General features: G+C 71.7%; 14 protein-coding genes and 1 pseudogene. 11 read left to right on the forward strand and 4 right to left on the reverse strand.

All coding sequences use genetic code 11. From position 1 onward, the window contains the following. Window positions 1–248 (reverse strand): helix-turn-helix domain-containing protein (locus B9O00_RS31600; protein WP_143596438.1); only part of this gene is annotated, 248 nt, incomplete at its 3' end. A 249-nt stretch (window positions 249–497) separates the two neighbouring features. On the opposite strand from B9O00_RS31600, the gene B9O00_RS31605 reads away from it, so the two are divergent. Together B9O00_RS31605 and B9O00_RS31610 are read left to right on the forward strand one after the other, a co-directional pair. After that, a complete protein-coding gene (locus B9O00_RS31605; RefSeq protein WP_085127371.1) occupies window positions 498–1,895 on the forward strand; it encodes a class II 3-deoxy-7-phosphoheptulonate synthase in 1,398 nt (465 codons plus the stop codon). A gap of 213 nt (window positions 1,896–2,108) precedes the next feature. After that, window positions 2,109–3,299 (forward strand): beta/alpha barrel domain-containing protein, encoded by a 1,191-nt coding sequence (locus B9O00_RS31610; RefSeq protein WP_235017242.1) that lies wholly within the window; start codon window positions 2,109–2,111, stop codon window positions 3,297–3,299. A gap of 7 nt (window positions 3,300–3,306) precedes the next feature. On the opposite strand, the gene B9O00_RS31615 is transcribed toward B9O00_RS31610, so the two are convergent. Together B9O00_RS31615 and B9O00_RS31620 are read right to left on the reverse strand one after the other, a co-directional pair. Further along, window positions 3,307–4,185: a carbon-nitrogen hydrolase family protein gene (locus B9O00_RS31615; protein WP_085127374.1), complete on the reverse strand. Its 879-nt coding sequence runs from the start codon at window positions 4,183–4,185 to the stop codon at window positions 3,307–3,309. 103 nt (window positions 4,186–4,288) lie between these two features. Beyond that, the gene (locus B9O00_RS31620) at window positions 4,289–4,750 is read right to left on the reverse strand and encodes an Lrp/AsnC family transcriptional regulator (RefSeq protein WP_085127376.1); all 462 of its coding nucleotides are present in this window, start codon (window positions 4,748–4,750) and stop codon (window positions 4,289–4,291) included. 125 nt (window positions 4,751–4,875) lie between these two features. Between B9O00_RS31620 and B9O00_RS31625 the strand changes: the two genes are divergently transcribed. From B9O00_RS31625 to B9O00_RS33970, 8 genes are all read left to right on the forward strand, one after another. Then, window positions 4,876–5,100 carry a DUF6356 family protein gene (locus B9O00_RS31625; RefSeq protein ID WP_085127378.1) on the forward strand — a complete coding sequence of 75 codons (225 nt, stop codon included), beginning with the start codon at window positions 4,876–4,878 and terminating at the stop codon, window positions 5,098–5,100. A 98-nt stretch (window positions 5,101–5,198) separates the two neighbouring features. Then, window positions 5,199–5,990: a class II glutamine amidotransferase gene (locus tag B9O00_RS31630; RefSeq protein WP_085127380.1), complete on the forward strand. Its 792-nt coding sequence runs from the start codon at window positions 5,199–5,201 to the stop codon at window positions 5,988–5,990. Window positions 5,991–6,043: 53 nt separating this feature from the next. Further along, complete coding sequence (locus B9O00_RS31635; protein ID WP_085127382.1) at window positions 6,044–6,349, forward strand: nucleotidyltransferase family protein; 306 nt, start codon at window positions 6,044–6,046, stop codon at window positions 6,347–6,349. Next, window positions 6,336–6,689, forward strand: coding sequence for a HepT-like ribonuclease domain-containing protein (locus B9O00_RS31640; RefSeq protein WP_085127384.1), 354 nt, complete (start codon window positions 6,336–6,338; stop codon window positions 6,687–6,689). Before B9O00_RS31635 ends, B9O00_RS31640 begins: the two co-directional genes overlap by 14 nt. Then, window positions 6,686–8,371, forward strand: a complete 1,686-nt coding sequence (locus tag B9O00_RS31645) for an NAD+ synthase (RefSeq protein ID WP_085127386.1) — start codon at window positions 6,686–6,688, stop codon at window positions 8,369–8,371. Before B9O00_RS31640 ends, B9O00_RS31645 begins: the two co-directional genes overlap by 4 nt. Before the next feature lie 31 nt (window positions 8,372–8,402). After that, a complete protein-coding gene (gltX, locus tag B9O00_RS31650; protein WP_085127388.1) occupies window positions 8,403–9,881 on the forward strand; it encodes a glutamate--tRNA ligase in 1,479 nt (492 codons plus the stop codon). A gap of 101 nt (window positions 9,882–9,982) precedes the next feature. Further along, window positions 9,983–11,578 carry a citramalate synthase gene (gene cimA / locus B9O00_RS31655; RefSeq protein ID WP_085127390.1) on the forward strand — a complete coding sequence of 532 codons (1,596 nt, stop codon included), beginning with the start codon at window positions 9,983–9,985 and terminating at the stop codon, window positions 11,576–11,578. 232 nt (window positions 11,579–11,810) lie between these two features. Continuing rightward, the gene (locus tag B9O00_RS33970; protein WP_235017243.1) at window positions 11,811–12,716 is read left to right on the forward strand and encodes an RNA methyltransferase; all 906 of its coding nucleotides are present in this window, start codon (window positions 11,811–11,813) and stop codon (window positions 12,714–12,716) included. A 15-nt stretch (window positions 12,717–12,731) separates the two neighbouring features. Here B9O00_RS33970 and B9O00_RS33975 read toward each other — a convergent pair. Then, a pseudogene (locus B9O00_RS33975) lies at window positions 12,732–13,523 on the reverse strand (DMT family transporter); the annotation flags it as partial. Between the two features lie 167 nt (window positions 13,524–13,690). Between B9O00_RS33975 and rpsD the strand changes: the two are divergent. Then, the gene (gene rpsD / locus B9O00_RS31670) at window positions 13,691–14,305 is read left to right on the forward strand and encodes a 30S ribosomal protein S4 (RefSeq protein WP_085127396.1); all 615 of its coding nucleotides are present in this window, start codon (window positions 13,691–13,693) and stop codon (window positions 14,303–14,305) included. Window positions 14,306–14,520: the final 215 nt, after the last annotated feature.

Consider the following 14,520-nt stretch of genomic DNA (forward strand, 5'->3'; position numbering starts at 1 on the left):
GCCAGCCGCTGCTCGACCACCGCCGCCTGGATCGCCACCGGCGTCTCGTTCGGCGAATGCAGCGGCCGGCGCGAGCGGTCCTCCAGGCCCGCCAGGCCCGCCGCGCGATAGCGCGCCAGCCAGCGATAGCCGACCGTCGGGCTGATCCCGAAGCGCCGGCACAGAGCGCGCTTGTTCGCCCCCTCCCGGCTCGCCAAAAGCACGAACTCCCGACGCTGCGACACGATCGACACCTCCTGCCAGGGCATCGAAAGCCTCCCTCATGAGACCCTCAATGCCGATCAGAATGCGTCCACCATGTCCCCGAACACCCGTCCACCATCTCTCCGGTCTATACAGACAAGCTCAGGGTGAAGCGAATTGGGAGCCGTGGCCCGAAGCGGGACCCTTGCACCCAAGCCCGCTGTGGATTCGCGGGGGGCGAGGGAGTAAAACCGACCTCCCCCGCGGGCGTCCAACCCCGCGGAGCCTGGCAAGCGGACGCAGTGGATAGAGCGATGGTCGAGAACTGGAAGCCCGCCAACTGGCGGAACAAGCCGATCCTGCAGGTGCCGGACTACCCGGACCGGCAGGCGCTGGACCGGGTCGAGCGGACCCTCAGGGACTTTCCGCCGCTGGTCTTCGCCGGCGAGGCGCGCCGCCTGAAGGAGGAGCTCGGCGAGGTCGCCGAGGGCCGCGGCTTCCTGCTCCAGGGCGGCGACTGCGCCGAATCCTTCGCCGAGTTCCACGCCAACAACATCCGCGACACCTTCAAGGTGCTGCTGCAGATGGCGGTGGTGCTGACCTATGCCGCCGCCGTGCCGGTGGTGAAGGTCGGGCGCATGGCCGGCCAGTTCGCCAAGCCGCGCTCGGCCGACACCGAGACCCAGGGCGGCGTCGAGCTGCCGAGCTACCGCGGCGACATCGTCAACGGCATGGAGTTCGATCCGGCCTCGCGCGCGCCGGACCCCGAGCGCCTGCTGCGCGCCTACAACCAGGCCGCCGCGACGCTCAACCTGCTGCGCGCCTTCGCCCAGGGCGGCTTCGCCGACCTGCACAAGGTGCACCAGTGGAACCTGCGCTTCGTCGCCGGCAGCCCGCAGGGCGAGCGCTACGAGGAGCTGTCGGGCCGGATCGGCCAGGCCCTGGCCTTCATGGAGGCCTGCGGCGTCACGCCGGAGACGGTGCAGCAGCTGCGCGAGACCGACTTCTACACCAGCCACGAGGCGCTGCTGCTGCCCTACGAGGAGGCGCTGACCCGCGTCGACAGCCTGACCGGCGACTGGTACGACGTCTCGGCCCACTTCCTCTGGATCGGCGACCGCACGCGCCAGCTCGACGGCGCCCACGTCGAGTTCCTGCGCGGCGTCAAGAACCCGATCGGCATGAAGTGCGGCCCGACCAGCGATCCCGACGAGCTGATCCGCCTGATCGACGTGCTGAACCCGGAGAACGAGCCGGGCCGCCTGACGCTGATCTCGCGGATGGGCCACGAGAAGGTCGAGAAGCACCTGCCGGCGCTGGTCCGCCGGATCCAGCGCGAGGGCCGCAAGGTCGTCTGGTCCTGCGACCCGATGCACGGCAACACGATCAAGTCGACGACCGGCTACAAGACCCGGCCCTTCGACCGGATCCTGGCCGAGGTGCGCGGCTTCTTCGCGGTGCACCGCGCCGAGGGCAGCCACGCCGGCGGCATCCACGTCGAGATGACCGGCCAGGACGTCACCGAGTGCATCGGCGGCGCCCAGGCGATCGACGAGTCGATGCTGGCCGACCGCTACCACACCCACTGCGACCCGCGGCTCAACGCCAGCCAGTCGCTCGACCTCGCCTTCCTCTTGGCCGAGGAGCTCAATGCCGAGCGCCAGACCAAGCTCGACGAGGCGGCGCAGCGCCGCGCGGTCGCCGGCGAGTAGGGTGGACGCGCCTCCACGCCCTTCGACAGGCTCAGGGCGAAGCGACCTTTGGCGCTTGCTACCGCTTCGCCCTGAGCCTGTCGAAGGGCGTGGGAGCTCCAGCGGCGTGCGGGCCCGCAAGCGCCGGGCATGACGGCCCCGCGGGCAGCGCGGGTTGACGGGCACCGCCCGGGGCCGAAACATCCCGGCTCCAGGGCGGGAGCGGAGGGGACGATGCCAGACGACAGCATCCGGCCGGAGGCTCCCGACGGAGTGTCCGGCGCGCTGCGCAACGACGGCGCCGGCTGGCCGGACGGCGATGCCGCCGTGCGCGCCTGGACCGACACCTACTTCAACCGCACCAGGGAGATCGTCGGCCGCTTTGGCGACTGCCGGGTGACCTACGCGATCTTCATGCGGCGGCCGGTGGTCTCGGCGCCGCGCCTCGCGATCCGCTGGCTCGAGGCCATGGCCGAGCGGCGCGGCACGCGCTTCGACATCGACCTGCGCTACGACGAGGGCCGCTGGGTCGGCGCCGGCGAGCCGCTGATGTACGTCACCGGCTCCTTCGTCCAGCTCGCCGACCTCGAGACCCTGCTGCTGCAGAAGATCGGCCCGGCCTGCGTCGCCGCCTTCAACGCCCACACCATGTGCGTCGACCTGCCGAAGGTCGCCTTCCTGGCCTTCGACGCGCGCCACTGCGCCGGCACCGAGATGGCCGAGCAGATGGCCTACGCCGCCGCCGTCGGCTCGGAGCGGGCGCGCCGCAAGGTCGGCGCAGTCGGCTTCGTCGGCAACGCGACCGACGCCACGGCCCACTACTTCGGCCTGACCCGCGGCCTGGGGACCATGCCGCACGCCCTGATCGGCTATGCCGGCTCGACGCTGCGCGCCGCCGAGATGTACGTCGAGACCTATCCCGACGAGCCGGTCACCGTGCTGGTCGACTACTTCGCCCAGGAGATCACCGACAGCCTGGCGGTCTGCCGGCGCTTCCCGGAGCTGGCCGCCGCCGGCCGCCTGTCGCTGCGCGTCGACGTGCCGAGCAGCCGCTACCTGGAGGGGCTCGATCCCGCCGCCTCCTACGCCGTGATCGAGCGCAACGCGCCGGAGGCGATCCGCGGCTACCGCACCGAGGAGGAGCTGCGCTACCTGGTCGGCCTCGGCGTCTCGGCGGCCGCGATCTGGCACCTGCGCGAGCAGCTCGACCGGGCCGGCTTCGACAAGGTCAAGATCGTCGCCTCCTCCGGCTTCGGCCCGCGCAAGTGCAAGCTGATGAGCGAGGCCCGGGCGCCGGTCGACGCGATCGGCACCGGCTCGTTCCTGCCGACCCGCTGGACCGAGACCTACGCCACCGCCGACATCGTCGAGTACGATGGCGAGCCGCGCGTCAAGGTCGGCCGCGAGTTCCTGCTGCGGCGCTGAGCGGAGCTCAGGCCACGCCTTCCTGCAGGTCCGGGCCGCCGGCGGCGAGGACGCGCTGCAGGCCGCGCGCGTCCTCGGCGTAGGGGATGCGGTCGCGGGCGGCGACGACGGGGCCCGCATGGAGTGCCGCTTCGATCACCGTCTCCTCCGCCCCCGCGCGCGCGGCCTCGCTGCCGTCGGGCGCCAGGATGCAGCTGGCGCCGAGGTAGCGGCTGTCGCCTTCAGTTCCGGCATGGTTGGCGTAGAGCAGCCAGAGGCCGCTCTCGAAAGCGCGGGTCGGCATGACTTGGAAGGCAACGTTGCGCCAGCGCTCGACCAGGGCGGTCGGCACCAGCGCCGCCTCGGCGCCGGCCTGGGCCGCCCAGCGCACCGTCTCGGGAAACTCCGCGTCGTAGCAGACCAGCAGGGCGCAGGTCAGGCCGCCGAGCCGGAACAGCGTCGGCCGATCGCCGGGCACGAAGTAGCGGGTCTCGAAGCCTGGCGGGATCGCCAGCTTGCGGTGATTGGCCAGCAGCCGGCCCTCGGCGTCGAGGCAGGCCGCGGAATTGTAGAGCCGGCCGCCGTCGCGCTCCGGATAGCCGTAGGCGACGGCCGTGCCGTGCCGGCGGGCCAAGGCGGCGACCGCCGCCATGAACGGGCCGCCGAGCGGCTCGGCGCGCTCGATCAGGGCGTCGCCGACGTCGTAGCCCGAGAGGAACAGCTCGGGGCAGAGCAGCAGGTCGAGCGTTCTTTCGGCGAGCACCTCGTCGAGCCGTGCCAGCCGGGCCGCCGGATCGAGGCCGCCGGCGGCGCACTGGAAGACCCCGGCGCGCAGCGGCGGGCCTGCGGCCGCCGGCAGGTCGGGGACGGAGGCGATCGGGGCGGGCAGGCCGGGCCGGTCGGTCATGCAGGCGGACTCACGGAGGAACGACGCTGCGCATCCTCTCCGCATCGGCGGGACGCCGCCATCGCGGGAGCGACCTCGCGATGGCGCTGCCGGTGGCAGCGGCTCAGGCGTAGTCGAGCGGCAGCTCGCTGGTCGCCTTGATCTCCTCCATGACGAAGGCGCCGGAGACGTCGGAGAGGGTGAGCCGCGCGGTCAGGCGCTGGTAGAGCGCGTCGTAGGCCTTCACGTCGGGCACCACGGCCTGGATCAGGTAGTCGGTCTCGCCGGCGGTGCGGAACACCCCGACGATCTCCGGCAGGTCGGCGACGGCGCGGCGGAAGTCCTTGGCCCAGGCCTGGGAGTGGTTGTCGGTCTTGATCGAGACGAAGACCATCAGGCCGAGATTGAGCTTCTCGCGGTTCAGCAGGGCGCGGCGGCCCAGCACATAGCCCTCGTCCTCGAGTCGCCTCAGCCGCGTCCAGCAGGCGTTGCGCGACAGGCCGACCAGCTCGGCCAGCTCGGCCAGGGTGCGGGTGGCGTCCTGCTGGATCGCGTCCAGCAATCGGCGGTCGGTGCGGTCCAGCATCACGAAACATCGGATTTGCGTGGGACAAATTCCCAGTCGATTCGCAGTCTAGCTGGATCTTTGGGACCTTTTCCAGGCGAATCGCCGCTAGCCTGTCCCGGTCGTTTCTCGGGGGAGAGCCATCCATGAAAGCCATCGTCGCCGCCTTCACCGATCATCCCGCCGCGGTCGGCGAGAGCTACGGCGAGCATTTCGCCTTCGCCTCGGGCATCGGCGTGAAGCTGCTGGCCGCCGGCGGGGCGGCGTTGCTGCACGCGCTCTTCCCCTTCCTGTTCAAGACCACGGCGAGCGGCATCGTGCTGGAGCTGGCGCGCTCCTGCGGCCCGCGCAACGCCGCCTCGCGGCGCTGAGCCGCCGGCCCGCGATGGTCCTTGCCACGGCGCGGCCGAGAGCGCTCTGATCCTCGCCGGTCACGAGTTGTTAGCGCCTGGGGGCTAGCCTTTCCGCCATGTGCCGTTGGACCGTCCATGCCGGCGAGCCGGTGTTCCTGGAGCAGCTCGTCCTCGAGCCCTGCCACTCGCTGATCGCGCAGTCGCTGCACGCCCGCGAGGCCAAGGCCGAGACCAACGGCGACGGCTTCGGCCTCGGCTGGTACGGCGAGCGGCCGGAGCCCGGCCTCTACCGCGAGATCCTGCCGGCCTGGTCCGACGCCAACCTGCGCAGCCTCTGCCGCCAGCTGCGCGCGCGGCTGTTCTTCGCCCACGTCCGAGCCTCGACCGGCACCGCGACGGCGCGCGCCAACTGCCATCCCTTCGCCTCGGGCCGCTGGCTGTTCATGCACAACGGCCAGATCGGCGGTTACGAGCGGATCCGCCGCAAGGTCGAGGCGATGATCCCCGACGCGCTCTATCCGCAGCGCCACGGCACGACCGACAGCGAGGCGCTGTTCCTGGCGATCGCCGGGCGCGGCCTGGACGACGACCCGGTCGGCGCCGTCCTCGGCGGCCTCGCCGAGATCGAGGCGCTGATGGCCGGCGCCGGGATCGAGGAGCCGCTGCGCTTCACCGCGGCGCTGAGCGACGGCGAGCGGGTCTACGGCTTCCGCTACTCCAGCGACGACCGGGCCCCGACGCTCTACTTCCGCGACTTCCCGAGCGGCACGGTGCTGGCCTCCGAGCCGCTCGACATCGAGCGCGCCTGCTGGCACGCCGTGCCGCCGAACTCCCTGGTCAGCCTGCGCCTCGGCGGCGTCCCGGAGATCGCGCCGCTCGCCCTCGCCCCGCTGTCCAGCGTCGCCTGACTCGCGCCCCGCGGGGCTTGTCCCTGGCCGGCGTCGGGCGTAGCTAGGAAGCCATGACCGACCGCCTGACCATCGACCGCGAGGCGCTGGCCGCCTTCTGCCGATCGAACGGCATCCGGAAGCTGTCGCTCTTCGGATCGGCGCTGCGCGACGACTTCGGGCCCGAGAGCGATGTCGACGTGCTGGTCGAGTTCGAAGAAGGCGTCCGCCCGTCGCTGCTGACGCTGGCCGGCCTCGAGGCCCGCCTCCGTCCCTTCTTCGGCGGTCGCCGGGTCGATCTCGGGCGGCCGGAGGATCTGCATCCGGCCCTGGCGGATCGGATCATGCGGAGCGCCGAGCGTCAGTATGAACGAGCGTGATCTCGTTCGGCTCGGGCACATGCTTCACGCCGCGCGCGAAGCGACGAGACTGATTGGGAGCGGCACGCCGGATGCCGCCCTCGGAGATCCCGCGCGACGCCACGGCCTGATCTATCTGATTCAGGTGATCGGAGAGGCCGGCTCCAACGTTTCCGACGAGTCTCGGAACAGGCTGCCGGCGGTCGCCTGGACGGCGATCGTCGGTATGAGGCACAGGCTGGTTCACGGATATTTCCAGATCCGCGATGATGTGCTCGCCGAGACGGTGCGGCACGACCTGCCGGAACTGATCGCGATCCTGGAGCCCCACGTACCCGAGGAGTATATCGGGCCGCTATGACCGACCGCCTGACCATCGCGCTCGCCCAGATCAATCCGACGGTCGGCAACCTGCCGGCCAATCTCGACAAGCTGCGCGGCGTCCGCGCCCGGGCGGCGGCCGAGGGCGCGGATCTGGTGGTCGCGACCGAGCTCTGCGTCTCCGGCTATCCGCCGGAGGACCTGGTGCTGAAGCCGGACTTCCTGGACGCCGTCCAGCGCGGCGTCGAGGCGCTGGCCGCCGAGACGGCGGACGGCGGGCCGGCGCTGCTGATCGGCGCGCCCTGGCGGCTCGACCCCGAGGCCAGGGCGCCCCTGCGCGGCAAGGTCTACAACGCCGCGCTGCTGCTCGACGGCGGCGAGATCCGGGCGCTGCGCACCAAGCACCACCTGCCGAACTACGGCGTCTTCGACGAGATCCGGGTCTTCGCGCCGGGGCCGCTGCCGGGGCCGGTCAACTTCCGCGGCGTGCGCCTCGGCGTCATGGTCTGCGAGGACATGTGGTTCCCCGACGTCGCCGAGTGCCTGGAGGAATCGGGCGCCGAGATCCTGGTCGTGCCGAACGGCAGCCCCTACGAGAGCGACAAGAGCGACGAGCGGCTGCAGCTGGCGGTCGAGCGGGTCGTCGAGTGCGGCCTGCCGCTGATCTACGTGAACCAGGTCGGCGGCCAGGACGAGCTGGTCTTCGACGGCGCCTCCTTCGTCGTCGACGCCGGGCGCAACCTCAAGGTCCAGCTGCCGGAGTTCGTCGAGGCGCTGAGCATCACCCGCTGGAGCCGCGGGCCCGAGGGCTGGAGCGTCGAGAGCGGCGACCAGGCGCCGCCGGGCAGCGGCATGGAGCCGGTCTATCGCGCCCTGATGCTGGGCCTGCGCGACTACGTCACCAAGAGCGGCTTCCCCGGCATCGTGCTCGGCCTGTCGGGCGGCATCGATTCGGCGATCTCGGCGGTCATCGCCGCCGACGCCCTGGGGCCGGAGCGGGTCCACTGCGTGATGATGCCGAGCCCCTACACCAGCCGGGAAAGCCTGGACGACGCCGCCGAGCTGGCGCGGCTCAACGGCCTCAGGCTCGACGAGATCGACATCGGCCCGGCGATGCAGGCCTACGAGGGCATGCTGAGGCCGCTCTTCGACTCCCTGCCGCCGGACACCACCGAGGAGAACCTGCAGTCGCGCGCCCGCGGCATCACCCTGATGGCGATCTCCAACAAGTTCGGCCCGATGGTGCTGTCGACCGGCAACAAGAGCGAGATGAGCGTCGGCTACGCGACCCTCTACGGCGACATGTGCGGCGGCTTCAACGTGCTGAAGGACGTCTACAAGACGACGGTCTTCCAGCTCTCCCGGTGGCGCAATCAGGCCAGGCCCGCCGATGCCCTGGGTGCCGACGGCCGGGTCATCCCCGAGCGGATCATCACCAAGCCGCCCTCGGCCGAGCTCAAGCCCGACCAGAAGGACGAGGACTCGCTGCCGCCCTATCCGGTGCTCGACGACATCCTCTCGGGCCTGATCGAGCAGGAGGCCTCGATCGATGCGATCGTCGGGCGCGGCCATCCGCGCGAGACGGTCAACCGGGTCTGGCGCCTGCTGGAGAACGCCGAGTACAAGCGCCGCCAGGCGCCGCCGGGGGTCAAGATCACCCGCCGCTCCTTCGGCCGCGACCGCCGCTACCCGATCGTCAACGCCTTCAAGGGGCCGGGCTGAGCCGCCCGCCCCGGTCTTCCTCGCTCGCCCCATGAAGGTCCGCTTCGCGCCCAGCCCGACCGGCCGCCTGCACGTCGGCAACGCCCGCGTCGCGCTGCTCAACTGGCTGTGGGCGAGGCAGGCGGGCGGCCACTTCCTGCTGCGCCTGGACGACACCGACGTCGAGCGCTCGACGGCCGAGTACGCCGCCGGCATCGAGGAGGACCTGGCCTGGCTCGGCCTCGCCTGGGATGCCTTCGCGCGCCAGTCCGACCGCCTGGACCGCTACGCCGCCGCCGCCGAGCGCCTGAAGGCCGCGGGCCGGCTCTATCCCTGCTACGAGACCGCCGAGGAGCTGGAGCTGAAGCGCAGGCTGCAGCTCAAGTCCGGCCGGCCGCCGCTCTACGACCGTGCCGCGCTGAAGCTGGACGCGGCCGCGCGCGCCGGGCTGGAGGCCGAGGGGCGGGCGCCGCACTGGCGCTTCCGGCTGGAGCACGCGGCCGTCGCGTGGGACGACTCCGTGCGCGGGGCCCAGCGCTTCGAGGGCGACAAGCTGTCGGACCCGGTGCTGCTGCGCGCCGACGGCCGGCCGCTCTACACCCTCAGCAGCGTCGTCGACGACCTGGAGCTCGGCATCAGCCACGTGCTGCGCGGCGAGGACCACGTCGCCAACACCGCCGTGCAGATCCAGCTGTTCGAGGCGCTCGGCGGGCCGGTCCCGGTCTTCGCGCACCTGCCGCTGCTGACCGACGCCCGGGGCCAGGGCCTGTCGAAGCGGCTCGGCTCGCTCGCCCTGCGCCACTTCTGGGAGGAGGGGCTGGAGCCGATGGCGCTCAATTCCTACCTGGCCAGGCTCGGCACGCCGGACCCGATCGAGCCGCGCCAGGACCTGGAGGAACTGGTCGCGGCGTTCGACGTGACCCGTTTCGGGCGGGCGACGCCGAAATACGATCCGGCGGAGCTGGAGCACCTCAACGCCCGCCTGCTCCACGCCATGCCCTATGCGACGGTCAGGCCCTGGCTCGAGGCGCGCGGCTTCGCCGGCTTCGACGAGGCGCTCTGGCTCGCCGTGCGCGGCAACCTCGCCCGCCGCGGCGAGGCCGGCCTCTGGTACCAGGTCGCCCGCGGCACGATCCGCCCCGCCGTCGAGGAGCCCGACTACCTGGCCGAGGCCGCCCGCCTGCTGCCGCCCGAGCCCTGGGACGGGACCACCTGGAAGGCCTGGACCGAGGCCCTCAAGCAGGCGACCGGCCGCAAGGGCAAGGCGCTCTTCCTGCCGCTGCGCCTGGCCCTGACCGGGCAGCCGCACGGGCCGGAGATGTCGGAGCTGCTGCCGCTGATCGGCCGCGAGCGGGTGCTGGAGCGGCTCGCCCCTGCCGGTGCCAAGGATTCCCTCTCCGCCCCCCTCGGGGGGGGAGAGGGGCAGGGAGAGGTGGGGGATCCGGCCTCTCCCTCCGGCTCCGCAGCCGCCGCAGGGTCGCCCCCACCTCACCCCAGCCCTCTCCCCCCCGAAGGGGCGGAGAGGGAGTAGCCGCGCGCCCGGAGCAAGCAACGCCGCTTGCTCCCGGAGGCCGACCTCGGCTAGGTCAAGACCCCCTCTCTGCAATGCCCGCCCGGGCCGGAAGGCGTGCCTTGTCCGACAAGCGCATCCACCTCTTCGACACGACGCTGCGCGACGGCGCCCAGACCCAGGGCGTCGACTTCACCGTCGCCGACAAGATCGCCATCGCCGAGGCGCTCGACCGGATCGGCCTGGACTACGTCGAGGGCGGCTGGCCGGGCGCCAACCCGACCGACGATTCCTTCTTCGCCGAGCCGCCGGCCTTCCGGAACGCCCGCTTCGTCGCCTTCGGCATGACCCGGCGGCCGGGCCGCTCGGCCGAGAACGACCCCGGCCTGGCGGCGCTGGTCCAGTCCAGGGCGACGGCGGCCTGCCTGGTCGGCAAGACCTGGGACTTCCACGTCGACCTCGCGCTCGGCATCCCGCTCGCCGAGAACCTGGAGCTGATCCGGGATTCGATCGCTCACATGGCCGCCCGCAAGGACGAGGCCCTGTTCGACGCCGAGCACTTCTTCGACGGCTGGAAGGCCAATCCCGGCTATGCGCTCGACTGCCTGAAGGCGGCGGCCGAGGGCGGCGCCTCCTGGCTGGTGCTCTGCGACACCAACGGCGGCACGCTGCCCGACGAGATCCGGCGCATCGTCGGCGCGGTCCGCGAGGCGCTGCCCGAGGCCCGGCTCGGCATCCACTGCCACAACGACACAGAGAACGCCGTCGCCAGCTCCCTGGCGGCGATCGAGGCCGGTGCGCGCCAGGTCCAGGGCACGCTCAACGGCCTCGGCGAGCGCTGCGGCAACGCCAACATCGTCACCCTGATCGCGACGCTGGCGCTCAAGACCGACTGGCAGACCGGGGTCGATGCCGAGGCGCTGACCCATCTCACCAGCCTGTCGCGCCTGCTCGACGAGCGGCTCAACCGGCCGAGCCGGACCGACGCCGCCTACGTCGGCGAAAGGGCTTTCGCCCACAAGGGCGGGCTGCACGTCTCGGCGGTCGAGAAGGACCCGCGGACCTACGAGCACGTGCCGCCGGAGAGCGTCGGGAACCGCCGCCACATCGTCGTCTCCGACCAGGCCGGCCGCTCCAACATCCTGGCCCGCCTGCGCGAGATCGGCGTCGAGGTCGATCCGGACGACAGGCGGGTCGGGCGACTGGTCGAGGAGGTCAAGCGCCGCGAGTTCGAGGGCTACGCCTACGATGGCGCCGCCGCCTCCTTCGAGCTGCTGGCGCGCCGCGAGCTCGGCGAGGTGCCGGCCTACTTCGAGCTCAGCCGCTTCCGGGTCATGGACGACCGGCGCTGGAACGCGCGCGGCGACCTCGTCACCGAGTCCGAGGCGACGGTCACCGTGCGGATCGGCGCCGAGGAGGTCATGACCGTGGCCGACGGCAACGGCCCGGTCGACGCGCTCGACAAGGCGCTCAGGAAGGCGCTCAACCCGACCTACCCGATCCTCGAGTCGATGCGCCTCACCGACTACAAGGTGCGCATCCTGACGCCCCAGGCCGGCACCGAGGCGGTCACCCGGGTGATGATCGAGAGCGCCGGCAAGTCGGGCCGCTGGACCACGGTCGGCGTCTCGCCGAACGTCATCGACGCCTCCTTCAACGCGCTCGCCGACGCGATCGTCTGGAAGCTCTACCGCGCCGGCGTCGAGCCGGCGGCCTAGGGGCGTGAATTTCGAATGGGCTCTCCGATTCCGTCATCCCGGGCGCTAGGCGAGCCCGAAAGCCGACAGGCTTTCGGCGTGCGAGCCTTGCGACCCGGGACCCAGGGCCGTGACGCCGCGGCCTGTGGCCCTGGGTCCCGGATAGCTCGCTTCGCCAACGAAAGCAGAGCTTTCGGGCAAAGCGGCTTCCGGGATGACGGGTTCTTGCGGTTCGATGTCGGGGGGCCTCACAGTGGCCGGCACTAACCGCAGCGAGGCGGCCAACACGCCGCCCGCCCCGATCGTCATCCTGGTGCGCCCGCAGCTCGGCGAGAACATCGGCATGAGCGCGCGCGCCATGCTGAACTGCGGCCTGACCGAGCTGCGCCTGGTGGCGCCGCGCGACGGCTGGCCGAACCCGGCGGCGGTGGCGGCGGCTTCCGGTGCCGACCTGGTGCTGGAGCGCGCGACCCTGTTCCCGACGGCGGCCGAGGCGGTCGCCGACCTGACCCGGGTCTACGCGACGACGGCGCGCGGCCGCGAGCAGGTCAAGCCGGTCGTCACGGCGCGCCGGGCGGCGGCCGAGGCGCGCGGCCATCTCGCCGCCGGCGAGAAGGTCGGCATCCTGTTCGGGCCCGAACGCACGGGGCTGGAGAACGACGAGGTCGCGCTGGCCGACACCCTGCTGACCGTGCCGCTCAACCCGGCCTATTCGTCGCTCAACCTGGCGCAGGCCGTGCTGCTGGCCGGCTACGAGTGGTACCAGGCCGGCGAGACCGGGCCGGCGCGCTTCCTGCACACCGGCGGCTCCGAGCCGGTCGAGCGCGGCCGGCTGCTCGGCTTCCTCGACCGCCTGGAGGAGGCGCTCGACCGGATGGGCTTCTTCCATCCGCCGGAGAAGCGGCCGGGCATGGCGCGCAACCTGCGCGCCCTGTTCCTGCGCAACGAGCTGACCGACCAGGAGGTGCGCACCCTACAGGGCGTGCTGTCCGCTCTGCTCGGCGCGAAGCTCGGCCGGGCGCCGCGCGACGCGGCCGGGAGCGGCGGTGGGCGCGGCAGCGGCGCGGGCGGCCGCCCGGCTGGCCTGGCGCAGCCCGATCAGGGCGTGGACGGCGAGGGTGCCGACGACGACGGCACCGCCGATCAGCGCCTCGGGTGAGCTCGCCTCGCCGACCACCGCCCAGACCAGCAGCGGGCCCAGCACGGTCTCCAGCAGCATCATCAGGCCGACCTCCGGTGCCGGGATGTAGCGCGGGCCGATGGTGATCAGGCCGAAGGCGACCGGCAGCAGCAGCAGGCCCATGATCAGGGTCAGGCCGAACTGGCTGCCGTCGAGCGCCAGGGGGCTGGCCAGCGGCAGGGCGACCAGGCAGGCGATCAGGTCGCCGAGCGCCATGGCCGGGACCATGTTGACCCGCCGGTGCCGGCGCACCAGCACGAAGCCGCCGGCCATGCCGACCGCGGTGCAGAGCGCCGAGAGGTCGCCCCACAGGCTGCCGGCGTGGTCCGCCCCGACCAGCGAGCCGGAAAAGATCGTCGCGATGCCGGCGCAGGCGACCAGGATCGCCAGGGTGGTGCGCAGCGAGATCCGCTCGCCGAGGAAGATCCAGGACAGGAGGGCCGAGAAGAAGGGCGAGGTCGCGACGATCAGCAGGGTGTTGGCGACCGTCGTGTTGTCGAGCGCCAGCACGAAGCAGATCGCGTTCGTGGCGAACATCAGCGCGGCGGCGACGCCCGGCCAGCCGATCCGCAGGAGCCGGGCCAGCCAGCCCGGCCCTTCGCCGGCGGCGAAGAAGACCAGCAGGCCGATGCCCATCAGGAGGCCGCGCCAGAACATCAGGGTCCAGGCGTCGGTCGCGATCAGGCGGACCAGCAGGGTGTCCGGGCAGAGCGCCAGAACGCCGGCCAGCGTGACCCAGAAGCCGTAGCGCTGGCGGGCCGCGGCGGTATCGTGATCCTTCGGCATGGGGATCTGTTTGACATCCCCGGCGCGCTGCGTATAGTCCCGCGCTTCCTTCCTGGGAAAGCGGGTTCGGGCGGCACTTGGCGTGCCCGCACCCCGCCTCCGGCGCCGCCTTGTGACGGGGCCGGCGGACTACCGGGACAAAACTCGCAATACGAAGGAGTGGGCCTTTGGCCAAGCGTCAGAATTCCAAGTACAAGATCGACCGTCGTCTCGGCGAGAACCTCTGGGGCCGGCCGAAGAGCCCGGTCAACAAGCGCGAGTACGGCCCGGGCCAGCACGGCCAGCGCCGCCGCAAGCCGTCGGACTTCGGCACGCAGCTGCGCGCCAAGCAGAAGCTGAAGCAGTACTACGGCGACGTCGGCGAGAAGCAGTTCCGCCGCTACTACGAAGAGGCGACGCGCCGCCGCGGCGACACCGGCGAGAACCTGATCGAGCTGCTGGAGCGCCGCCTCGACGCGGTCGTCTACCGCTCGAAGTTCGTGCCGACGGTCTTCGCCGCGCGGCAGTTCGTCAACCACGGCCACGTCCTGGTCAACGGCAAGCGCGTCACCATCCCGTCCTACCAGGTCAAGGACGGCGACATCGTGCAGGTCAAGCAGAAGAGCCGCGAGCTGGCCATCGTCCTGGAGGCCATGAGCTCCAGCGAGCGCGACCTGCCGGACTACATCGAGGTCGACGACCGCGAGGCCAAGGCGACCTTCGTGCGCGGCCCGAAGCTGGCCGACGTGCCCTACGCCGTGCAGATGGAGCCGAACCTGGTCATCGAGTACTACTCCCGTTAGGCCAGCGGCCTCCGGGCCGCAGAACGCTTGATTTCCGCCGTTCCTGCCCCTATCCCGTTGGTGGATTGCGTTGGTGGGAGCGGCGGTTTCGCATGTACATCCAGCAGCGTCGGCGGCGGTACGTACGCCTCCGGTGAGAGCCGCCTTGCGGGATAGCGGGATCGTGGGAAGGTCCTAGGGGTAATCCTAGGAGTAGCCCTATGACGATACCGCGG

This window comes from Tistlia consotensis USBA 355, assembly GCF_900177295.1.
In the GTDB taxonomy this organism is placed as follows: Bacteria; Pseudomonadota; Alphaproteobacteria; order Kiloniellales; family DSM-21159; genus Tistlia; species Tistlia consotensis.